The 16,088-nt window shown below is 36.9% G+C and carries 13 protein-coding genes; 7 read left to right on the top strand and 6 right to left on the bottom strand.

What is annotated here, in order from left to right:
- Positions 1-20 precede the first annotated feature (20 nt).
- Complete coding sequence (locus RE431_RS05910; protein ID WP_309561042.1) at positions 21-773, top strand: C40 family peptidase; 753 nt, start codon at positions 21-23, stop codon at positions 771-773.
- A 69-nt stretch (positions 774-842) separates the two neighbouring features.
- Here RE431_RS05910 and RE431_RS05905 read toward each other — a convergent pair whose 3' ends face one another.
- Together RE431_RS05905 and gyrA are read right to left on the bottom strand one after the other, a co-directional pair.
- Entirely contained in the window at positions 843-2,075 is a 1,233-nt protein-coding gene (locus RE431_RS05905; RefSeq protein ID WP_309561041.1) for a tetratricopeptide repeat protein, read from the bottom strand.
- A gap of 20 nt (positions 2,076-2,095) precedes the next feature.
- Positions 2,096-4,627, bottom strand: a complete 2,532-nt coding sequence (gene gyrA, locus RE431_RS05900) for a DNA gyrase subunit A (protein ID WP_309561040.1) — start codon at positions 4,625-4,627, stop codon at positions 2,096-2,098.
- Between the two features lie 246 nt (positions 4,628-4,873).
- On the opposite strand from gyrA, the gene RE431_RS05895 reads away from it, so the two are divergent.
- Both RE431_RS05895 and RE431_RS05890 read left to right on the top strand, forming a co-directional pair.
- Entirely contained in the window at positions 4,874-7,426 is a 2,553-nt protein-coding gene (locus RE431_RS05895) for an ATP-dependent Clp protease ATP-binding subunit (RefSeq protein WP_309561332.1), read from the top strand.
- A gap of 113 nt (positions 7,427-7,539) precedes the next feature.
- On the top strand, positions 7,540-7,914 hold the full coding sequence (locus RE431_RS05890) for a hypothetical protein (protein ID WP_309561039.1): 375 nt from the start codon (positions 7,540-7,542) through the stop codon (positions 7,912-7,914).
- Here the strand turns inward: RE431_RS05890 and hutH are convergent.
- Both hutH and RE431_RS05880 read right to left on the bottom strand, forming a co-directional pair.
- Complete coding sequence (gene hutH / locus RE431_RS05885; protein ID WP_309561038.1) at positions 7,911-9,416, bottom strand: histidine ammonia-lyase; 1,506 nt, start codon at positions 9,414-9,416, stop codon at positions 7,911-7,913. The genes RE431_RS05890 and hutH overlap by 4 nt on opposite strands.
- A gap of 94 nt (positions 9,417-9,510) precedes the next feature.
- A complete protein-coding gene (locus RE431_RS05880; RefSeq protein ID WP_309561037.1) occupies positions 9,511-11,046 on the bottom strand; it encodes an NAD(P)H-hydrate dehydratase in 1,536 nt (511 codons plus the stop codon).
- A 131-nt stretch (positions 11,047-11,177) separates the two neighbouring features.
- On the opposite strand from RE431_RS05880, the gene gcvT reads away from it, so the two are divergent.
- The 4 genes from gcvT to RE431_RS05860 all read left to right on the top strand — a co-directional run bounded on the left by gcvT (position 11,178) and on the right by RE431_RS05860 (position 14,281).
- Positions 11,178-12,260, top strand: a complete 1,083-nt coding sequence (gcvT, locus tag RE431_RS05875) for a glycine cleavage system aminomethyltransferase GcvT (protein WP_309561036.1) — start codon at positions 11,178-11,180, stop codon at positions 12,258-12,260.
- A gap of 5 nt (positions 12,261-12,265) precedes the next feature.
- Positions 12,266-13,081, top strand: a complete 816-nt coding sequence (locus RE431_RS05870) for a sugar nucleotide-binding protein (protein WP_309561035.1) — start codon at positions 12,266-12,268, stop codon at positions 13,079-13,081.
- A gap of 87 nt (positions 13,082-13,168) precedes the next feature.
- The gene (locus RE431_RS05865) at positions 13,169-13,459 is read left to right on the top strand and encodes a 4a-hydroxytetrahydrobiopterin dehydratase (RefSeq protein WP_309561034.1); all 291 of its coding nucleotides are present in this window, start codon (positions 13,169-13,171) and stop codon (positions 13,457-13,459) included.
- A gap of 93 nt (positions 13,460-13,552) precedes the next feature.
- The gene (locus RE431_RS05860) at positions 13,553-14,281 is read left to right on the top strand and encodes a YebC/PmpR family DNA-binding transcriptional regulator (RefSeq protein ID WP_309561033.1); all 729 of its coding nucleotides are present in this window, start codon (positions 13,553-13,555) and stop codon (positions 14,279-14,281) included.
- Here the strand turns inward: RE431_RS05860 and RE431_RS05855 are convergent, their stop codons facing one another.
- Positions 14,282-14,821, bottom strand: coding sequence for a 1-acyl-sn-glycerol-3-phosphate acyltransferase (locus RE431_RS05855; protein ID WP_309561032.1), 540 nt, complete (start codon positions 14,819-14,821; stop codon positions 14,282-14,284).
- Between the two features lie 6 nt (positions 14,822-14,827).
- Positions 14,828-16,027: a proline dehydrogenase family protein gene (locus RE431_RS05850; RefSeq protein WP_309561031.1), complete on the bottom strand. Its 1,200-nt coding sequence runs from the start codon at positions 16,025-16,027 to the stop codon at positions 14,828-14,830.
- Positions 16,028-16,088 lie beyond the last annotated feature (61 nt).

Below are 16,088 nucleotides of genomic sequence, written 5' to 3'. Positions count from 1 at the left end.
ATTGAACAACGAGTAAATTAATGCAATACGGAATTTGCCATTTAAGTATTGTACCGCTAAGGGCTTCAGCATCTCACGAAAGTGAAATGACATCTCAGTTATTATACGGAGAACATTTTAAAGTACTGGAAGATCGTGCTCAATGGAGCAGGATTAGAAATGCTTTTGATGGTTTTGAGGCTTGGATTGATAAAAAGCAGTATAAAAAGATTGAGGAAGCTGACTATTTTTCTCTTGAAGAAGATGATATTCAGCTTTCTTCTGATCTTATCGAATATATTACCGATGAGAATGGTTTACTAATGCCTGTGGCCCTGGGATCTGTTTTGAACTTTACAGACAGGCTAGGTCATAGATTTGAAGGTGAAAAAACAAAGCCATCGGTTTCAGTAAAAGAAAATTTGATAAATACTGCTGCCTTATATCTTAATTCACCACATATTTCGGGAGGAAAAAGTCCTTTTGGAATAGACAGCAGCGGATTTACCCAAACTATTTATAAGCTGAATGGATATAAAATCCATAGAAATGCAGCTGAACAATCTAAACAGGGCGAAGCTTTAAGTTTTATTGAAGAAAGCGAACCAGGAGATCTAGCCTTTTTTGATGATAATGAAGGTGTGATAAATCATGTAGGTTTAATGATGAAAGATAATTACATCATTCATGTTGATGGGAAGGTAAGAATAGACAGAATAGATCATTCCGGAATATTTAATGCTGAATTGAAGAGGCACACGCATAAACTAAGAGTGATCAAAAAGATCATTTAATCTAAGTTCTTAAAAATAAAAAAGCCACCGTAATTCGGTGGCTTTTTTTATGTATTTAACTGTTGCTAATTATAGCTTAGCTTTAAGTTCATCGGCTTTTTCCTGGTTACCTAAGTTTGTATAGATATTCATTGCAGTTCTAACGATATCTTCATTATCAGGATCAATTTCCATAGCTTTTTCAAGGTCTGGTATTACAGATTTATAAATTTCCTTTCTTTCAGCATCCAACTCATCATAACGAGCATTATCTGCCTTACTCATTCCAAGATTATTCATTTCTTCAATGATAACTCTCTCCTTGCTTAATTTTGCAGCGATAAGATTTACTCTTGCTTCATTATATTCAGGATTAATCTCTAACGCTTTGTTATAGAATTCAATAGCTTTCTCTGTATCTTCGATCTCAGCATACATCAATCCAATATTATTAAAAGTTGCAGGATCTGAAGGGTCATTTTCAGCTACCTCTTCAAGGATCTCTCTGGCTTTGTCAGTTTCTCCCATCTGGTAATACATATTTGCTTCAGCTTGAAGTAATCCCATATCATCAGGATTAGTAGCCTTTGCTTTATCCATTGCAGTTATCGCTTTTTCATAATCTTCCTGATTAATATAAATTCTAGCGATAAGTTGAGCGATATCTCCTTTTTTAGATGGAATATCCTCTACTTCTGGATCTTTATATTGCTTGGTCTTTATCATAAGATCCATTTGCTGTTGAGAACCCAGGTTTTCTCTTTCACCAGTTTGAACGTTTACAGCGGTATATGATTTACCTGAACCGTCATAACCAAGTTCGTTAAGCATTTCAAGATATTCAACAGCCTTATCATACTTCTGAGCTTCAACTAAATTGTTGGCAGCGTAGTATAAATAAATTGTATCTGTCTTACTTAATTCATAGCTAGCATAAAGTTTATCAGCTGCTCCCTGAAAATCCTTATTATTCTGATCTGAAATCGCACTCTGAATAAGATTGTTTCTCAAGGCGTTCAAACCTTCAGCAGCTTCTTCGTTACCCATTTCTGCCGCTTTTTCATAGGCCATTGCTGCTGTTTTCATATCCTCGGTTGTAGGATTTCCTTCAGCATAAGCTTTAGCTTTATATAAGTAGAAATTCTCTTTCCATTTATCGTTTAATTCGCTTAGGTTAGGTTCAGCAATTTTTAACTGAGCTTTAGCTTCAGCATAATTACCATCTTCTAATGCGTCTTCAGCGTTTTTTACTTCATCTTTTTGTGCAACCGCAGTCATGGTTAGAAATGACACTGCCGCCGCTGTCAAAATATTAGTTTTCATTTTTGTTTTGGTTTTAATTTTTATTCCTCACTATCATCTACAATAGTTGTGCCATTCGCTGTATCCTCGCCGCCTACAGGCTTTTCAGCGTCTTCCATATTATCCAAATCATCCTCATCATGTAATACTTTAGCGACTGCTGCTATAGCATCATTACCTTTTAGATTAATAAGTCTAACACCCTGCGTAGCACGGCCCATGACGCGTAGATCTTCTACAGCCATACGAATTACGATCCCCGATTTGTTAATGATCATAAGGTCATCTACATCTGAAACATTCTTGATTGCGACAAGTTGTCCTGTTTTTTCAGTAACAGATATGGTTTTAACCCCTTTACCACCACGGTTAGTAATTCTATAGTCTTCTAAACTTGATCTTTTTCCGTATCCGTTTTCTGAAACTACCAGGATATCCGATTCAAAATCGTTCACAGCGATCATTCCTACTACTTCATCATCATCACTAGCCAAAGTAATACCTCTTACACCAGAAGCATTTCTACCCATTGGTCTTGTCTTGGATTCCTCAAACCTGATAGCCTTACCACTTCTAAGACCAAGCATCACCTGACTGTTTCCAGTTGTAAGTTTAGCCTCCAGCAACTCGTCACCTTCTTTGATAGTAATCGCGTTGATACCATTTGTTCTAGGACGGGAATATCTCTCTAGTCGGGTTTTCTTAACCTGACCTTTTTTGGTAGCCATGATCACAAAATGCTCATTTACATACTCTTCATCTTTAAGATCCTGAGTACAGATAAATGCATTCACTTTATCGTCTGGCTCAATATTGATAAGGTTCTGGATCGCTCTTCCTTTAGAAGCCTTACTTCCTTCAGGAATTTCGTAAACTCTCATCCAGTAACATTTACCATTTTGAGTAAAGAATAACATGTACTGGTGATTAGTTCCAACAAATAGGTATTCCAGGAAATCTTCATTTCTGGTATTCGAACCTTTCTGTCCAACTCCTCCTCTATTCTGTGTCTTATATTCTGTAAGAGATGTACGTTTAATATAACCTGCATGAGAAATAGTGATCACTACTCGCTCATCTGGAATCATATCTTCTATACTTAGATCTCCACCAGCATATTCAATTTGAGAACGTCTCTCATCTCCGTATTTCTCTTTTACTTCAATAAGCTCGTCCTTAATTACCTCCATTCTACGCTCTTTTCGTGCTAGAATATCTTCAAGGTCTTCAATAGTTTTAAGTATCTCATCGTATTCAGCTCTCAGCTTATCCTGTTCAAGACCGGTAAGTTGTCTCAACCTCATTTCAACGATTGCCTTCGCCTGAATTTCTGAAAGCTCGAAACGCTCCATCAATTTAGTTCTAGCTTCATCTGCATTAGAAGATGATCTAATGAGAGCAATCACTTCATCAATATTATCTGAAGCAATAATCAATCCTTCAAGGATGTGTGCTCTGTCTTTAGCTTTTCTAAGTTCGAATTCTGTTCTACGAACAACTACATCGTGCCTGTGCTCTACGAAATGATAGATAAGATCCTTAAGATTCAGCATTTCAGGTCTACCATTCACAAGTGCGATATTATTCACACTAAATGAAGACTGCAACGCTGTATGCTTAAATAAGGTATTCAATACAATATTAGGAATGGCATCACGCTTCATTTGATAAACGATACGCATACCATTACGGTCTGACTCATCTCTGATAAGACTGATACCTTCAATTTTCTTTTCATTTACCAGATCGGCCGTCTTTTTGATCATATCGGCCTTATTCACCTGGTAAGGAATTTCAGTAACTACAAGATATTCTCTCCCGTTGATTTCTTCCATGTGAGATTTCGCTCGCATGACAATTCTACCTCTACCTGTCTTGAAGGCTTCTTTAACTCCGTCATATCCATAGATGATCCCTCCAGTTGGAAAATCGGGTGCTTTAATATGTTCAATAAGTTCATCGATCTCAATATCGTGATTATCGATATAAGCGATTGTTCCGTCAATTACTTCGGTAAGGTTATGAGGAGGCATGTTCGTAGCCATACCAACAGCAATACCACTTGCTCCATTAACCAAAAGGTTAGGAACTCTTGTTGGCATTACCACTGGTTCGCTTAATGAGTCGTCAAAGTTTAATTGCGTATCTACAGTTTCTTTATCGATATCTGCAAGCATGTCCTCACTGATCTTTCGCATACGAGCTTCCGTATAACGCATGGCAGCAGGACTATCTCCATCTACAGAACCAAAGTTACCCTGACCATCCACTAGCATGTATCTCATACTCCAGTGCTGCGCCATTCTAACCATGGTATCATAAACTGATAAATCTCCGTGAGGGTGATACTTACCTAGTACTTCCCCTACAATTCTTGCTGATTTTTTATAGGCTCTATTGGAAAGAACTCCAAGTTCATACATACCGTACAACACTCTCCTGTGTACCGGTTTTAGACCATCACGAACATCTGGTAAGGCACGTGACACAATGACCGACATCGAATAATCGATGTAGGCCGACTTCATTTCATCTTCAATGTTGATAGGAATTAACTTTTCTCCTTCAGCCATATTTAAAAATTTAATTTATCTCAAAAAATCTAAGGGGCAATTTACATATTTTATCAAATTTAACGGGCATTGAAGCAACGGATAGCCCTCTTTTTATTAACAAATTTTTATTGTGATTTGGTTAATAAGTTCAGTATTTTACACTTTGAAAATTGAAAGTAATTTTGTCAATTAGCTACTAACTCCCTATTAGGTACAGTTTTTGACCCAATTCGACTGAAATAAAATTTGAGAAAGGAAGATAAAATGGATGATAATTTTTCACCAAGAGTAAAAGATGTTATTGCTTACAGTAAAGAGGAAGCACTAAGACTTGGTCACGATTTTATCGGGACTGAACATCTTATGCTTGGTTTACTTAGAGATGGAGATGGTAAAGCTATAGATATACTAACTGCCCTCGATATAGACCTTAGTCATTTAAGACGTAAAGTTGAGATTCTTAGCCCCGCAAATCCAAATACCGTTACCATTAGTAACGAGAAAAAGAACCTGCACTTAACAAGACAGGCAGAGCGTGCCTTAAAGACAACTTTTCTGGAAGCTAAATTATTCCAGAGTTCTTCTATAAATACTGCTCACCTATTGTTATGTATTTTAAGAAACGAGAACGATCCCACAACTAAACTCCTGAATAAATTGAAAATAGATTACGACGGTGTAAAAGATCAGTTTAAATACATGATCGCAAGTGATGAAGATGATTTCACTGACAGCCCGTCTGCTGAATCATTTTCAGATGATGATGGTGATGAAGCCACCAGAGAGAACCCTTTTAGTGGAGGCGGAACCACAGGTAAGCCAAATAAAAAATCAAAAACTCCGGTTCTGGATAATTTTGGTAGAGATCTTACTGCCTTAGCTGAAGCTGATAAATTAGATCCGGTTGTTGGTAGAGAAAAGGAAATTGAAAGAGTTTCCCAGATCTTAAGCAGAAGAAAGAAAAACAACCCACTTCTAATTGGAGAACCTGGTGTTGGTAAATCTGCAATTGCTGAAGGTCTTGCTCTTAGGATCGTAAAAAGAAAAGTCTCTAGGATATTATTCGATAAACGAGTGGTAACTCTTGACCTTGCCAGCCTTGTTGCTGGAACCAAATACAGAGGCCAATTCGAAGAGCGAATGAAAGCCGTAATGAATGAGTTGGAAAAGAATGATGACATCATCCTTTTCATCGATGAGATTCACACTATCGTTGGTGCTGGTGGAGCTACAGGTAGCCTTGATGCCAGCAACATGTTCAAACCTGCTTTAGCTAGAGGCGAAATACAATGTATTGGTGCAACTACTCTAGATGAGTACAGACAGTATATTGAAAAGGATGGTGCACTTGAAAGAAGATTTCAAAAGGTTATCGTTGAACCGACTACGGTTGATGAGACTATTGAGATCCTAAATAATATCAAGAATAAGTATGAAGAACACCATAATGTAGTTTATACAGTTGAAGCGATTGAAGCCTGTGTTAAGCTTACAAACAGATATATGACCGACAGATTCCTTCCAGATAAAGCTATTGACGCTTTAGATGAAGCCGGATCTAGAGTTCATATTACCAATATTGATGTTCCTAAGCAGATCCTTGAACTTGAAAGAAAGCTGGAGGAAGTTAGAGAAAGTAAAAACTCTGTTGTTAAAAAACAGAAATATGAAGAAGCAGCTAAGTTGAGAGATGATGAGAAGAATCTTGAAAAAGAACTTGGCATAGCTCAGGAAAAATGGGAAGAAGAGTCTAAAAAGCATAAAGAAACTGTTTCTGAAGAAAGTGTTGCAGATGTTGTTTCTATGATGACTGGAATTCCTGTAAATAGAATTGCACAGACTGAAAGTAATAAACTGGTTGAACTACCTAAGGTGATAAAAGGAAAGGTTATTGGTCAGGATGAAGCAGTTGGAAAAGTTGTAAAAGCTATTCAACGTAACCGAGCCGGACTAAAAGATCCTAATAAACCAATTGGATCGTTTATTTTTCTTGGACAAACAGGAGTTGGTAAAACTCAGTTAGCTAAAGTACTGGCAAGAGAACTATTTGATAATGATGATGCGCTTATTAGAATAGACATGAGTGAATACATGGAAAAATTCGCTGTGTCTCGTTTAATTGGAGCTCCTCCGGGATATGTTGGCTATGAAGAAGGTGGACAACTTACTGAGAAAGTTAGAAGAAAACCTTATGCCGTAATTTTACTGGACGAGGTTGAGAAAGCCCACCCGGACGTATTCAATATGTTGCTTCAGGTACTTGATGATGGTTATCTAACCGATAGTCTTGGCAGAAAGATCGACTTTAGAAATACGATCATAATAATGACTTCTAACATTGGAGCCAGAAAACTGAAGGATTTCGGACAGGGTGTTGGATTTGGAACTACCGCTCAAAAATCTCAGGTAGATGATAACGCCCGAAGCGTGATCGAAAATGCCCTTAAAAAAGCATTCGCGCCTGAATTCCTGAATCGTATAGACGATGTAGTGATCTTCAACAGTCTTGAAAGAGAAGATATTCATAAGATCATTGATATTGAATTAGGAAAATTATTCAATAGAATTGAAGGACTTGGATACGATCTTACTTTAACTAAAAAAGCGAAGGACTTCATTGCTGACAAAGGTTTTGATAAGCAATATGGTGCAAGACCGTTAAACCGTGCAATTCAGAAATATATTGAAGATGCATTGGCAGAAGAGATCATTAGTTCAAATCTTAAAGAAGGAGACAAAATTAAAATGGATCTTGACGAGGAGAAGAATGAACTTACCATAGACATTCAGAAATCTGTAGAAGAAACTGAATCTTAACAGATTATAAATTTCAACTTACAAGCCGCTTTTAACGAAGCGGCTTTTTTTATATTTTATTTTTAGAAGTAGTCTTATTATTTTAAATTAGCGCAAAAGAGCCCCTACACAAAATGTTATCGAACGAGATTGAACTGGACTTTGGAAAAGTCTATGCCTACGAAAATATTCTAATTGCGAAACTGGATGAAGGAATCCTATTCGATGTGGAATCAAACAGAAAACTACTTCAAATAGGCCAGAAAATATTTAAGGATAAATCTTATGGTTATATTTCTCACAGGGTGAATTCTTATGCTGTAGATCCAATGGTTTATATGGAATCTGCCAGCGCTGGAAATTTAAAAGCTATCGCTGTAGTTAGTGAAAGTGAAATGACTCGTAAAAATGCCGAGGGTGTCGAAAAGAAATTCTATAAAGACAACAATTGCTTCGGCGTTTTTCAGACTCTTGAAGAAGCCGTAGCCTGGATCAAGACCAGGATCTAATCAAGAAAATCTTCAACTTCAAATTCATCTACGAAAACCTTCGCGCTTTTAATATAAGGTGCCATAGTTCTGTCTTCTGTTAATACTGGCACAGATTCCCTGAATTTAGTAATAACCCTATCTAAAATCTCTGAAGTCTTTGCAGGTTCTCTGAAATGAATAGCCTGAGATGCATTAAATAATTCTATGGCCAGAACAGAATTGAGGTTCTCCGCTACTCTAAGAAGCTTCGTAGCACTATTGGCTCCCATGCTCACATGATCTTCCTGCCCGTTTGAAGAAACGATAGAATCTATCGACGCAGGTGTAGACAACTGTTTATTCTGACTTACAATACTAGCTGCAGTATATTGAGGGATCATAAAGCCACTATTCAATCCCGGATTTTCAACCAGGAAATTAGGTAATCCTCGAAGCCCTGAAACCAACTGATAAATTCTGCGTTCAGAAATATTCGCAAGTTCAGACAATGCAATCGCTAGGTAATCTAATCCTAATGCCAGAGGTTGACCATGAAAGTTTCCACCTGAAATAATCTTATCTGCTTCGATGAAAATATTCGGGTTATCGGTAACCGAATTGATTTCAGTTTTTATCGTTTTACGAACAAATGAAAGCGTGTCTTTTGAAGCGCCGTGAACCTGTGGAATACATCTAAAGGAATATGGATCCTGTACATTATCTTTTTCAGATTCTGATATCTCGCTACCTTCCAAAAACTTTCTTATTCTTTCAGCAGTTTTAACCTGTCCTCTATGCGGTCTAACCAAGTGAACCAGTTCGTCAAAAGGCGACAGGTTGCAGTCAAATGCATCTACAGAGATGGCTCCAATAAGATCGGCCATGTAAGATAACTTGTAGGCTTTCAAAAGTGCATACACTCCATGAGCGCTCATAAACTGAGTTCCATTTAATAAAGCAAGTCCTTCTTTACTTTGCAGTTTGATCGGTTCCCAGTTCATTTTTTCAAGTAATTCTGAACCAGTTAGTACTGAATTTTCAAAATAAACTTCACCGTCACCAATAAGCGGAAGCGCCAAGTGCGCCAGCGGAGCCAGATCTCCGGAAGCTCCTAACGATCCTTGTTCATAGATCACAGGTAAAAAGTTATTATTGTAAAGCTCGATAAGTCTCTCCACAGTTTCTAAGGCAACCCCTGAATTTCCATAACTTAAGGACTGAATTTTTAATAGAAGCATCAACTTTATAACAGGCTTAGAAACTTTATCCCCGGTTCCGCAAGCATGAGATCTTACCAGGTTCTCCTGTAATTCAGTAAGTTTTTCAGAAGTGATCTTTACATTACAAAGAGCTCCAAATCCAGTATTGATTCCGTAGACCGGCACATCACTAGTTTTGATCTTATCATTAAGATATTGTCTCGATTTTTCAATATTTAGCCTGGATTCATCACTTAAGGCAAGTTTTTTATTATTCTTAATAATATCATGAATTACTTCAAGATCTAAAACTGCTGTACTTATATAGTGATGATTTTGCATAATTATCGCTTAGGTTTATAGATTGCAAAAATCTTACTTCAACAATAAGATTCCAAATAAATAGCGCTATAAATCAATATCAATTATAAAATTCTTAGTTATTCCTCAATTCTTTTACCTCTCTGTTAAAAAGCGACCTGATTGCCTTTCCTGTATTCTTAGCAATATCACCAGCCAAAACAGATTCATAACCTATTTCTGAAGCAGCAATGTCTCCCGAGAGTCCGTGTAAATAAACTCCAAGAACCGCGGCATTAACAGATTCATAGTTCTGCCCCATCAATGAAGTAATTATGCCGGAAAGCACATCTCCACTGCCCGCTGTTGCCATTCCCGGATTTCCTGAATTATTGATGTACAAATTATCCCCTTCAACAGTGAATGTATGTGCGCCCTTTATTAGCACGATAACTTTGTATTTTTTACTGAAATCTTTTACCAACTTAATTTTATGAAAATCATCCTTCCATTCACCTATCAACCCTTTTAATTCCCCGGGATGCGGAGTTAGAACTGAATTTTCTGGAATCAACCTAAGCAATTCTTTATTTTTTGATAATAGATTGATCCCATCTGCATCTATTAAAACTGGTTTCTTGAAAGTGTTTAAAAAGTCATTAAAGAACTCCATTGTTTTAGAAGAAGTTCCTGCTCCCATTCCGAAGCATACTACATCGGGATTAAAATTTCCAGGAAAACTACTAAGTGCTTCGTTTTCATTATCGGTAATCACCATAGCTTCTGGCAATCCGGTCTGGACAATATCATATCCACATTTAGGAATATTTATAGTGCATAAACCACTTCCTGTTCTTAAAGCTGCCGTGGCAGTTAAAAGAACGCTTCCTATTTTTCCATAACTACCACCTGCGATCAATACATTCCCATAATCTCCTTTATGTGAATTGTTTGTTCTGGGTTTATACATACTTATAGCCTCCTGCTTTTCTATGAGATATATTCCAGATTCAGCTTTTCCTATAAATTCCCTATCCAGACCTATATCCAGAACCTGTAAATCGCCTACATAATCCATGGTTTCAGGTAGAAAAAACACCAATTTTGGAGACTGAAAACTTAAGGTGTAGTTGGCTTCGATTATGGCAGTGTTTCTCCCAGGTGTTTTATCAGCAAATAATCCGCTAGGCATATCTACAGACAAAGTAAAAGCCTGGGATTCGTTGATCATTTTAACCAGGTCTGCCACCCAACCTTCGATTGGCCTGTTTAAACCAATTCCGAAGATTGCATCGATCACAAAATCACCAATATTGATTTCAGGGAAACCTCCTTTATCCTTTATTAGTTTTGGCCAGTCATTCGTAATATTTTTCAGCTTTTCATAATTGGCGAGAAAATCATCAGATCTTTTATCGGTATAATTCACAACATAAACCGTCACATGATATCCATGCTGGATTAAATGTCTTGCCACCACGAGTCCATCTCCACCATTATTACCAATACCGCAAAAGATCTTGATAGGGATAGGCGCACCTTGCAACCTGTTGTTTATCTCATTAAAAACAAGAGTTGCAGCTCTTTCCATTAATTCTTCTGAAGTGATGTTTTGTTTATTGATTGTCACCTTATCAGCTTCCGACAACTGCTCTGCAGATAGTATTTTCATAAAACTTGAATTCCTTTTTACTCATTAAATATAAAGTAAAGCAAGACATATTAAATATAAATCGATAAAAAGGCCGAATAAATATTGTATTCTTCCTGAATTGAATAAATTTGCCCAAATTTTTGAAAATAATGAAAGAAATAGCATTATCTGAAAAGCATAGAGAATTAAACGCCAAAATGGTTCCTTTTGCCGGTTTTAATATGCCCGTATCTTACGAGGGAGTAAATATTGAGCATGAAACAGTGAGAGAAAAACTTGGGGTTTTTGATGTTTCTCACATGGGTGAATTTCTTATTTCTGGGGAAAATGCGCTGGAACTTATTCAAAAGATCAGTTCTAACGATGCTTCCAAACTTGTAGACGGAAAGGCACAATATTCATGTATGCCTAATGAAGATGGTGGAATTGTAGATGATCTCATTATTTATCGCATAGATTCTGAAAAATATCTTTTGGTAGTAAATGCTTCCAATATTGAGAAAGACTGGAACTGGATCGCACACCATAACACGATGGATGCTACTATGCGTGATATGAGCGACGAAATGTCTTTACTTGCAATCCAGGGTCCTAAAGCCGCTGAAGCCATGCAGGCTTTAACTCAGGTTGATCTTGAGAACATGAAATTCTACACTTTTGAAGTTGGAAAATTTGCAGATGTAGAAAAAGTGATCATTTCTGCTACAGGTTATACCGGTAGTGGTGGATTCGAAATTTATTTCAGAAATGAAGATGCAGAACAGGTTTGGGATGCAGTTATGGAGGCTGGAAAAGATTTCGGCATCAAGCCAATTGGTCTTGCAGCAAGAGATACCTTACGTTTAGAGATGGGTTATTGTCTTTACGGAAACGATATTGACGACACAACTTCACCAATCGAGGCTGGATTAGGATGGATCACCAAATTCACCAAAGACTTCATTAATAGTGAAAAACTTAAGGCTCAAAAAGAAAACGGACCAGCTCGTAAATTGGTTGCCTTTGAACTTGATGAAAGAGGAATTCCTCGCCAGGGATATGACATCGTTGATGAAAATGGTAAGAAAATTGGAGAGGTAACTTCGGGCACCATGTCCCCTTCCCTTGAAAAAGGAATTGGATTAGGATATGTACCAGCTGAAATTGCAGGCGTTGGAAATAAAATTTCAATTCAAATTCGTAAAAAAGTTGTTCCTGCAACTCAGGTGAAATTGCCCTTTTATAAAGGCTAATTTATTTGAAACGAATACTCATTTTAGGAGCTAGCGGATTTATAGGCAACGCCTTGTATAAAGAGCTATGCTCCTATTTTGATACTCACGGAACTTATTTCACCGAGAATAATTTTTTCGAAGACAATCATCAGTTTCACCATTTTGATATGGAAACTGAAAATATTGAGATCTTACTGGAGAATTTGAGGCCAGATGTGATCATTTCTTCCTTAAGAGGTGGTTTCGAAGCACAGATCTCTACCCACTTTTCTATTATCAATCATATTCTTAAGTATAATTCGAAGCTTATATTTATAAGTTCGGCAAATGTTTTTGATGCATTTACCAACTTTCCTTCTTATGAATACGATAAAACTTTAAGTCAGAGTATTTACGGCAGGTTCAAGATAAAAATTGAAAATGCGCTATTACGGTTACCCAATCATAATTATAATATTGTTCGCCTTCCAATGGTTTTCGGGAAAGCCTCTCCAAGAGTGAAGCAAATAAAGACAATTCTAGATCTTGGCGAGCCTCTGGAAGTATTTCCTAATGTAGTTATCAATGCTACTGAGATTCTAAAAGTCACTCAACAGATCCATTATATTATTAACAGAAACAAGCAAGGTGTTTTTCATTTAGGAAGCTCAGACTTGACCCATCAGAAGGATTTTATTGAAGAGCTCTGTGAGGAATTAGGTTATGAGAACCCTCTTTTTAAAAATGTCTACGATTCCAATTACGACAGGTTTCTGGCCGTTCTACCCAAAGACAATAAGCTACCAGCCAATCTTCAGATTACCGTACACCAGGTTATAGAGGCTTCTACAAAATTGTAGCTGTTAATCTTATACTAAAGAAAATCATTCTCAGTCCAATTCACTTCTTAATTTCTAACTTTAAGTAAAACCAAAAAATTTAAAGTGATGAAAAAATTAAACGAGGAAGAGATCCAGGAAAAACTAAAAGAGTTTGACGGATGGACCTATGCGAAACAAGCCATTCATACTTCGTTTCAATTTGAAAATTTCAAGGAAGCTTTCACAGTAATGACAAGAATCGCTTTCGAGGCTGAAGCACAGCAACACCATCCAAATTGGGGAAATGTTTACAATCAGCTGGAAATTTCATTATCGACTCATGATGCCGATGGAGTTACTGAAAAAGATTTCAAACTCGCCCGTGCAATTGAAAATATTATAGAAGCTACAAATTAATGAACAACTTGTATAATTGAACAGCTCCTAAATTTCCGAGGAAAATTAGGAGCTTTTTTTATACTTTTGCCCGAATCAAATTTTATTATAAGCATGGGAAGAGCATTTGAATTCCGTAAAGCACGTAAAATGAAACGTTGGTCTGCAATGGCAAAAGCGTTTACAAGAATTGGTAAGGATATCGTTATGGCCGTTAAAGAAGGTGGTCCGGATCCTGACACAAATTCTAAGTTACGTGCGGTTATTCAAAACGCGAAAAGTGTGAATATGCCTAAAGACAATATTGAGCGTGCCATCAAGCGTGCTTCTGATAAGTCCCAGGGTGATTATAAAATTGTTCTATTCGAAGGGTATGCGCCACACGGAATCGCGGTGCTGGTTGAAACAGCTACAGATAACAACAATAGAACGGTTGCTAACATTCGTTCTCACTTTAATAAATCTGATGGGAACTTAGGAACATCAGGTTCTGTTGAATTCATGTTCGATCACACGTGTAATTTCAGAATTAATTCTGAAGGTATAGACCCGGAAGAGCTGGAGCTGGAATTAATAGATTTTGGAGCTGAAGAAGTTTTTGAAGACGAAGAAGGAATCCACATCTATGCACCATTTGAAAATTTTGGATCGATTCAGAAAGAATTAGAGAATCGCGAGATCGAGATCGTTTCTTCAGGATTTGAAAGAATTCCGCAGGTAACTAAAAGCCTGAATGAGGAACAAACAGCTGATGTTGAAAAATTACTGGAAAAATTAGAGGAAGATGATGACGTGCAGAACGTTTATCACACCATGGAAGCTTCAGAAGAAGAGGAAGACTAATTAAAAGTTTTCAGGGATCTTCCCTACCACTCCATCATAATAACTGAATATTTCAGTATAATCTTTTTGAAAATCTCCGGTTGGCCAGTATGCCTCGGAGATTTTTACTTTTTTAGTTCCATAATCAAAAGAAACACGGATAATTGGAACTTCTGCTTTAAGGGCGATGTAGTAAAATCCGGTTTTCCATTGTTCGGTCTTTTGCCTGGTTCCTTCGGGAGACATCGCTAATCTAAAAACCTCTTTTTCAGTAAAAATCTGAGCGATCGCATCAACCTTTTTCTGTTTTCCGGTTCTATCAATAGGAGAACCTCCAACAGCTCTAAAATACCAGCCAAATGGTGGTTTAAATAGTTCTTTTTTTCCAACGAAATTTATTTGAACACCCATGATTTTCCGGACAAGAATGCCGATAAGAAAATCGTAGGAACTGGTATGCGGTGCAACAATGACCACGCATTTTTTTATAGCAGGATCAAAGTTATTTTCAAGTTTCCACCCGAGGATCTTAAAAAATACAAGATTTGCTAACCATTTCATATAGGTTTACTCTCTATGGTGCTTTGTAGATTTATCCCCTCTTCTACGTTTTTTCTCTTCTCTAAGCAGAGAAAGCTCTCTACCTGTTTGCCCTTTTACTGAAGTATTTTCCTGGGCTCTTCTTAAAAGATATGGAACTACATCGCGAACAGGTCCAAAAGGAACTAATTTCACTGCGTTATATCCTTTTCGTCCGAGGTTATAACTAATATGATCACTCATTCCATATAACTGGCTGAACCAAATACGCTCATCATCTATAGAAATTCCTTTATCTTCCATGATCTGAAGAGCAAGATAACTACTCACCTCGTTATGGGTTCCTATAAAAACTGAAATATCATCAAGATGATTTAAGCAATATGATAATGTGCTATTAAAGTTAACATCTGTCGCTTCTTTACTTTCACAAATAGGACTTGGATATCCAAGCTTTTTAGCACGAGCATTCTCTTTCTCCATGTATGCTCCACGCACAATCTTTACTCCTATCTTAAATCCTTCTTCCTTTGCTTTTTCATGTAGACCTTTTAAGTAATCTAATCTATCCCAGCGATAGCATTGAAGCGTATTAAAGATCAACACTTTATCCTTATTATATTTACGCATCATTTCCTCCATAAGCTCATCTGCAGAAGTCTGCATCCAGGTTTCTTCACCATCAGCGTAAAGACGAACATTAAGTTCATGAGCTCTTTTACATAAGGTATCAACTCTTTTACGAACTCTTTCCCATTCTTCCTTTTCATCTTCAGAAAGACTAATCTTCTCACTAACTTTTTCCCAGATCTCGAACCTTCCAATACCTGTAGGTTTGAACATAGCAAATGATACTTCATCACTCTCCTTAGCATATTCAATAAGACTCAGCTTCTTCTCCATCGCAGAATCAAATTCTTCTTCAGTTTCCTTACCTTCTACCGAATAGTCAAGAATACTATGAAGGTTTTCGTCATACATCTCTTTGGTAACCGGCTTACAATCATTCTCAGTAACTCCTCCACAGAATTGTTCAAAAATGGTTTTTTTAATAAGAGTCTCAACCGGCAAATGAAGTTTCAAGGATAATTTGGTTAAGGCAGAACCTGTTTTAACCAAAGAAGAATAATTCATCATGCTGAATAAAAAAATTGCTCTATCAAGCTCAGCATTAGACTTTAATTTAAAAGCCGATTTTGTGTTATTGAATATCTTTTTATTTATCATTTCAAGCTGTTAATCGAGCAAATATAATTATTGAAGTTGAGTTAATTCATAATTTCTATTT

Origin of the sequence: Christiangramia sediminicola (genome assembly GCF_031344135.1) — a bacterium.
GTDB classification, from domain to species: Bacteria; Bacteroidota; Bacteroidia; order Flavobacteriales; family Flavobacteriaceae; genus Christiangramia; species Christiangramia sediminicola.
The sequence above is the reverse complement of the archived record's forward strand: the minus strand, read 5'-3'. Positions and strand labels throughout refer to the sequence as shown.

What these genes read in the sequence shown, in the direction of transcription:
- RE431_RS05895 (WP_309561332.1), top strand. Translation starts at nt 4,874, where the DNA reads ATGGATGATAATTTTTCACCAAGAGTAAAAGATGTTATTGCTTACAGT.
- RE431_RS05890 (WP_309561039.1), top strand. Translation starts at nt 7,540, where the DNA reads ATGTTATCGAACGAGATTGAACTGGACTTTGGAAAAGTCTATGCCTAC.
- RE431_RS05850 (WP_309561031.1), bottom strand. Translation starts at nt 16,027, where the DNA reads ATGATAAATAAAAAGATATTCAATAACACAAAATCGGCTTTTAAATTA.
- gcvT (WP_309561036.1), top strand. Translation starts at nt 11,178, where the DNA reads ATGAAAGAAATAGCATTATCTGAAAAGCATAGAGAATTAAACGCCAAA.
- RE431_RS05855 (WP_309561032.1), bottom strand. Translation starts at nt 14,821, where the DNA reads ATGAAATGGTTAGCAAATCTTGTATTTTTTAAGATCCTCGGGTGGAAA.
- RE431_RS05860 (WP_309561033.1), top strand. Translation starts at nt 13,553, where the DNA reads ATGGGAAGAGCATTTGAATTCCGTAAAGCACGTAAAATGAAACGTTGG.
- gyrA (WP_309561040.1), bottom strand. Translation starts at nt 4,627, where the DNA reads ATGGCTGAAGGAGAAAAGTTAATTCCTATCAACATTGAAGATGAAATG.
- RE431_RS05880 (WP_309561037.1), bottom strand. Translation starts at nt 11,046, where the DNA reads ATGAAAATACTATCTGCAGAGCAGTTGTCGGAAGCTGATAAGGTGACA.
- hutH (WP_309561038.1), bottom strand. Translation starts at nt 9,416, where the DNA reads ATGCAAAATCATCACTATATAAGTACAGCAGTTTTAGATCTTGAAGTA.
- RE431_RS05910 (WP_309561042.1), top strand. Translation starts at nt 21, where the DNA reads ATGCAATACGGAATTTGCCATTTAAGTATTGTACCGCTAAGGGCTTCA.
- RE431_RS05905 (WP_309561041.1), bottom strand. Translation starts at nt 2,075, where the DNA reads ATGAAAACTAATATTTTGACAGCGGCGGCAGTGTCATTTCTAACCATG.
- RE431_RS05865 (WP_309561034.1), top strand. Translation starts at nt 13,169, where the DNA reads ATGAAAAAATTAAACGAGGAAGAGATCCAGGAAAAACTAAAAGAGTTT.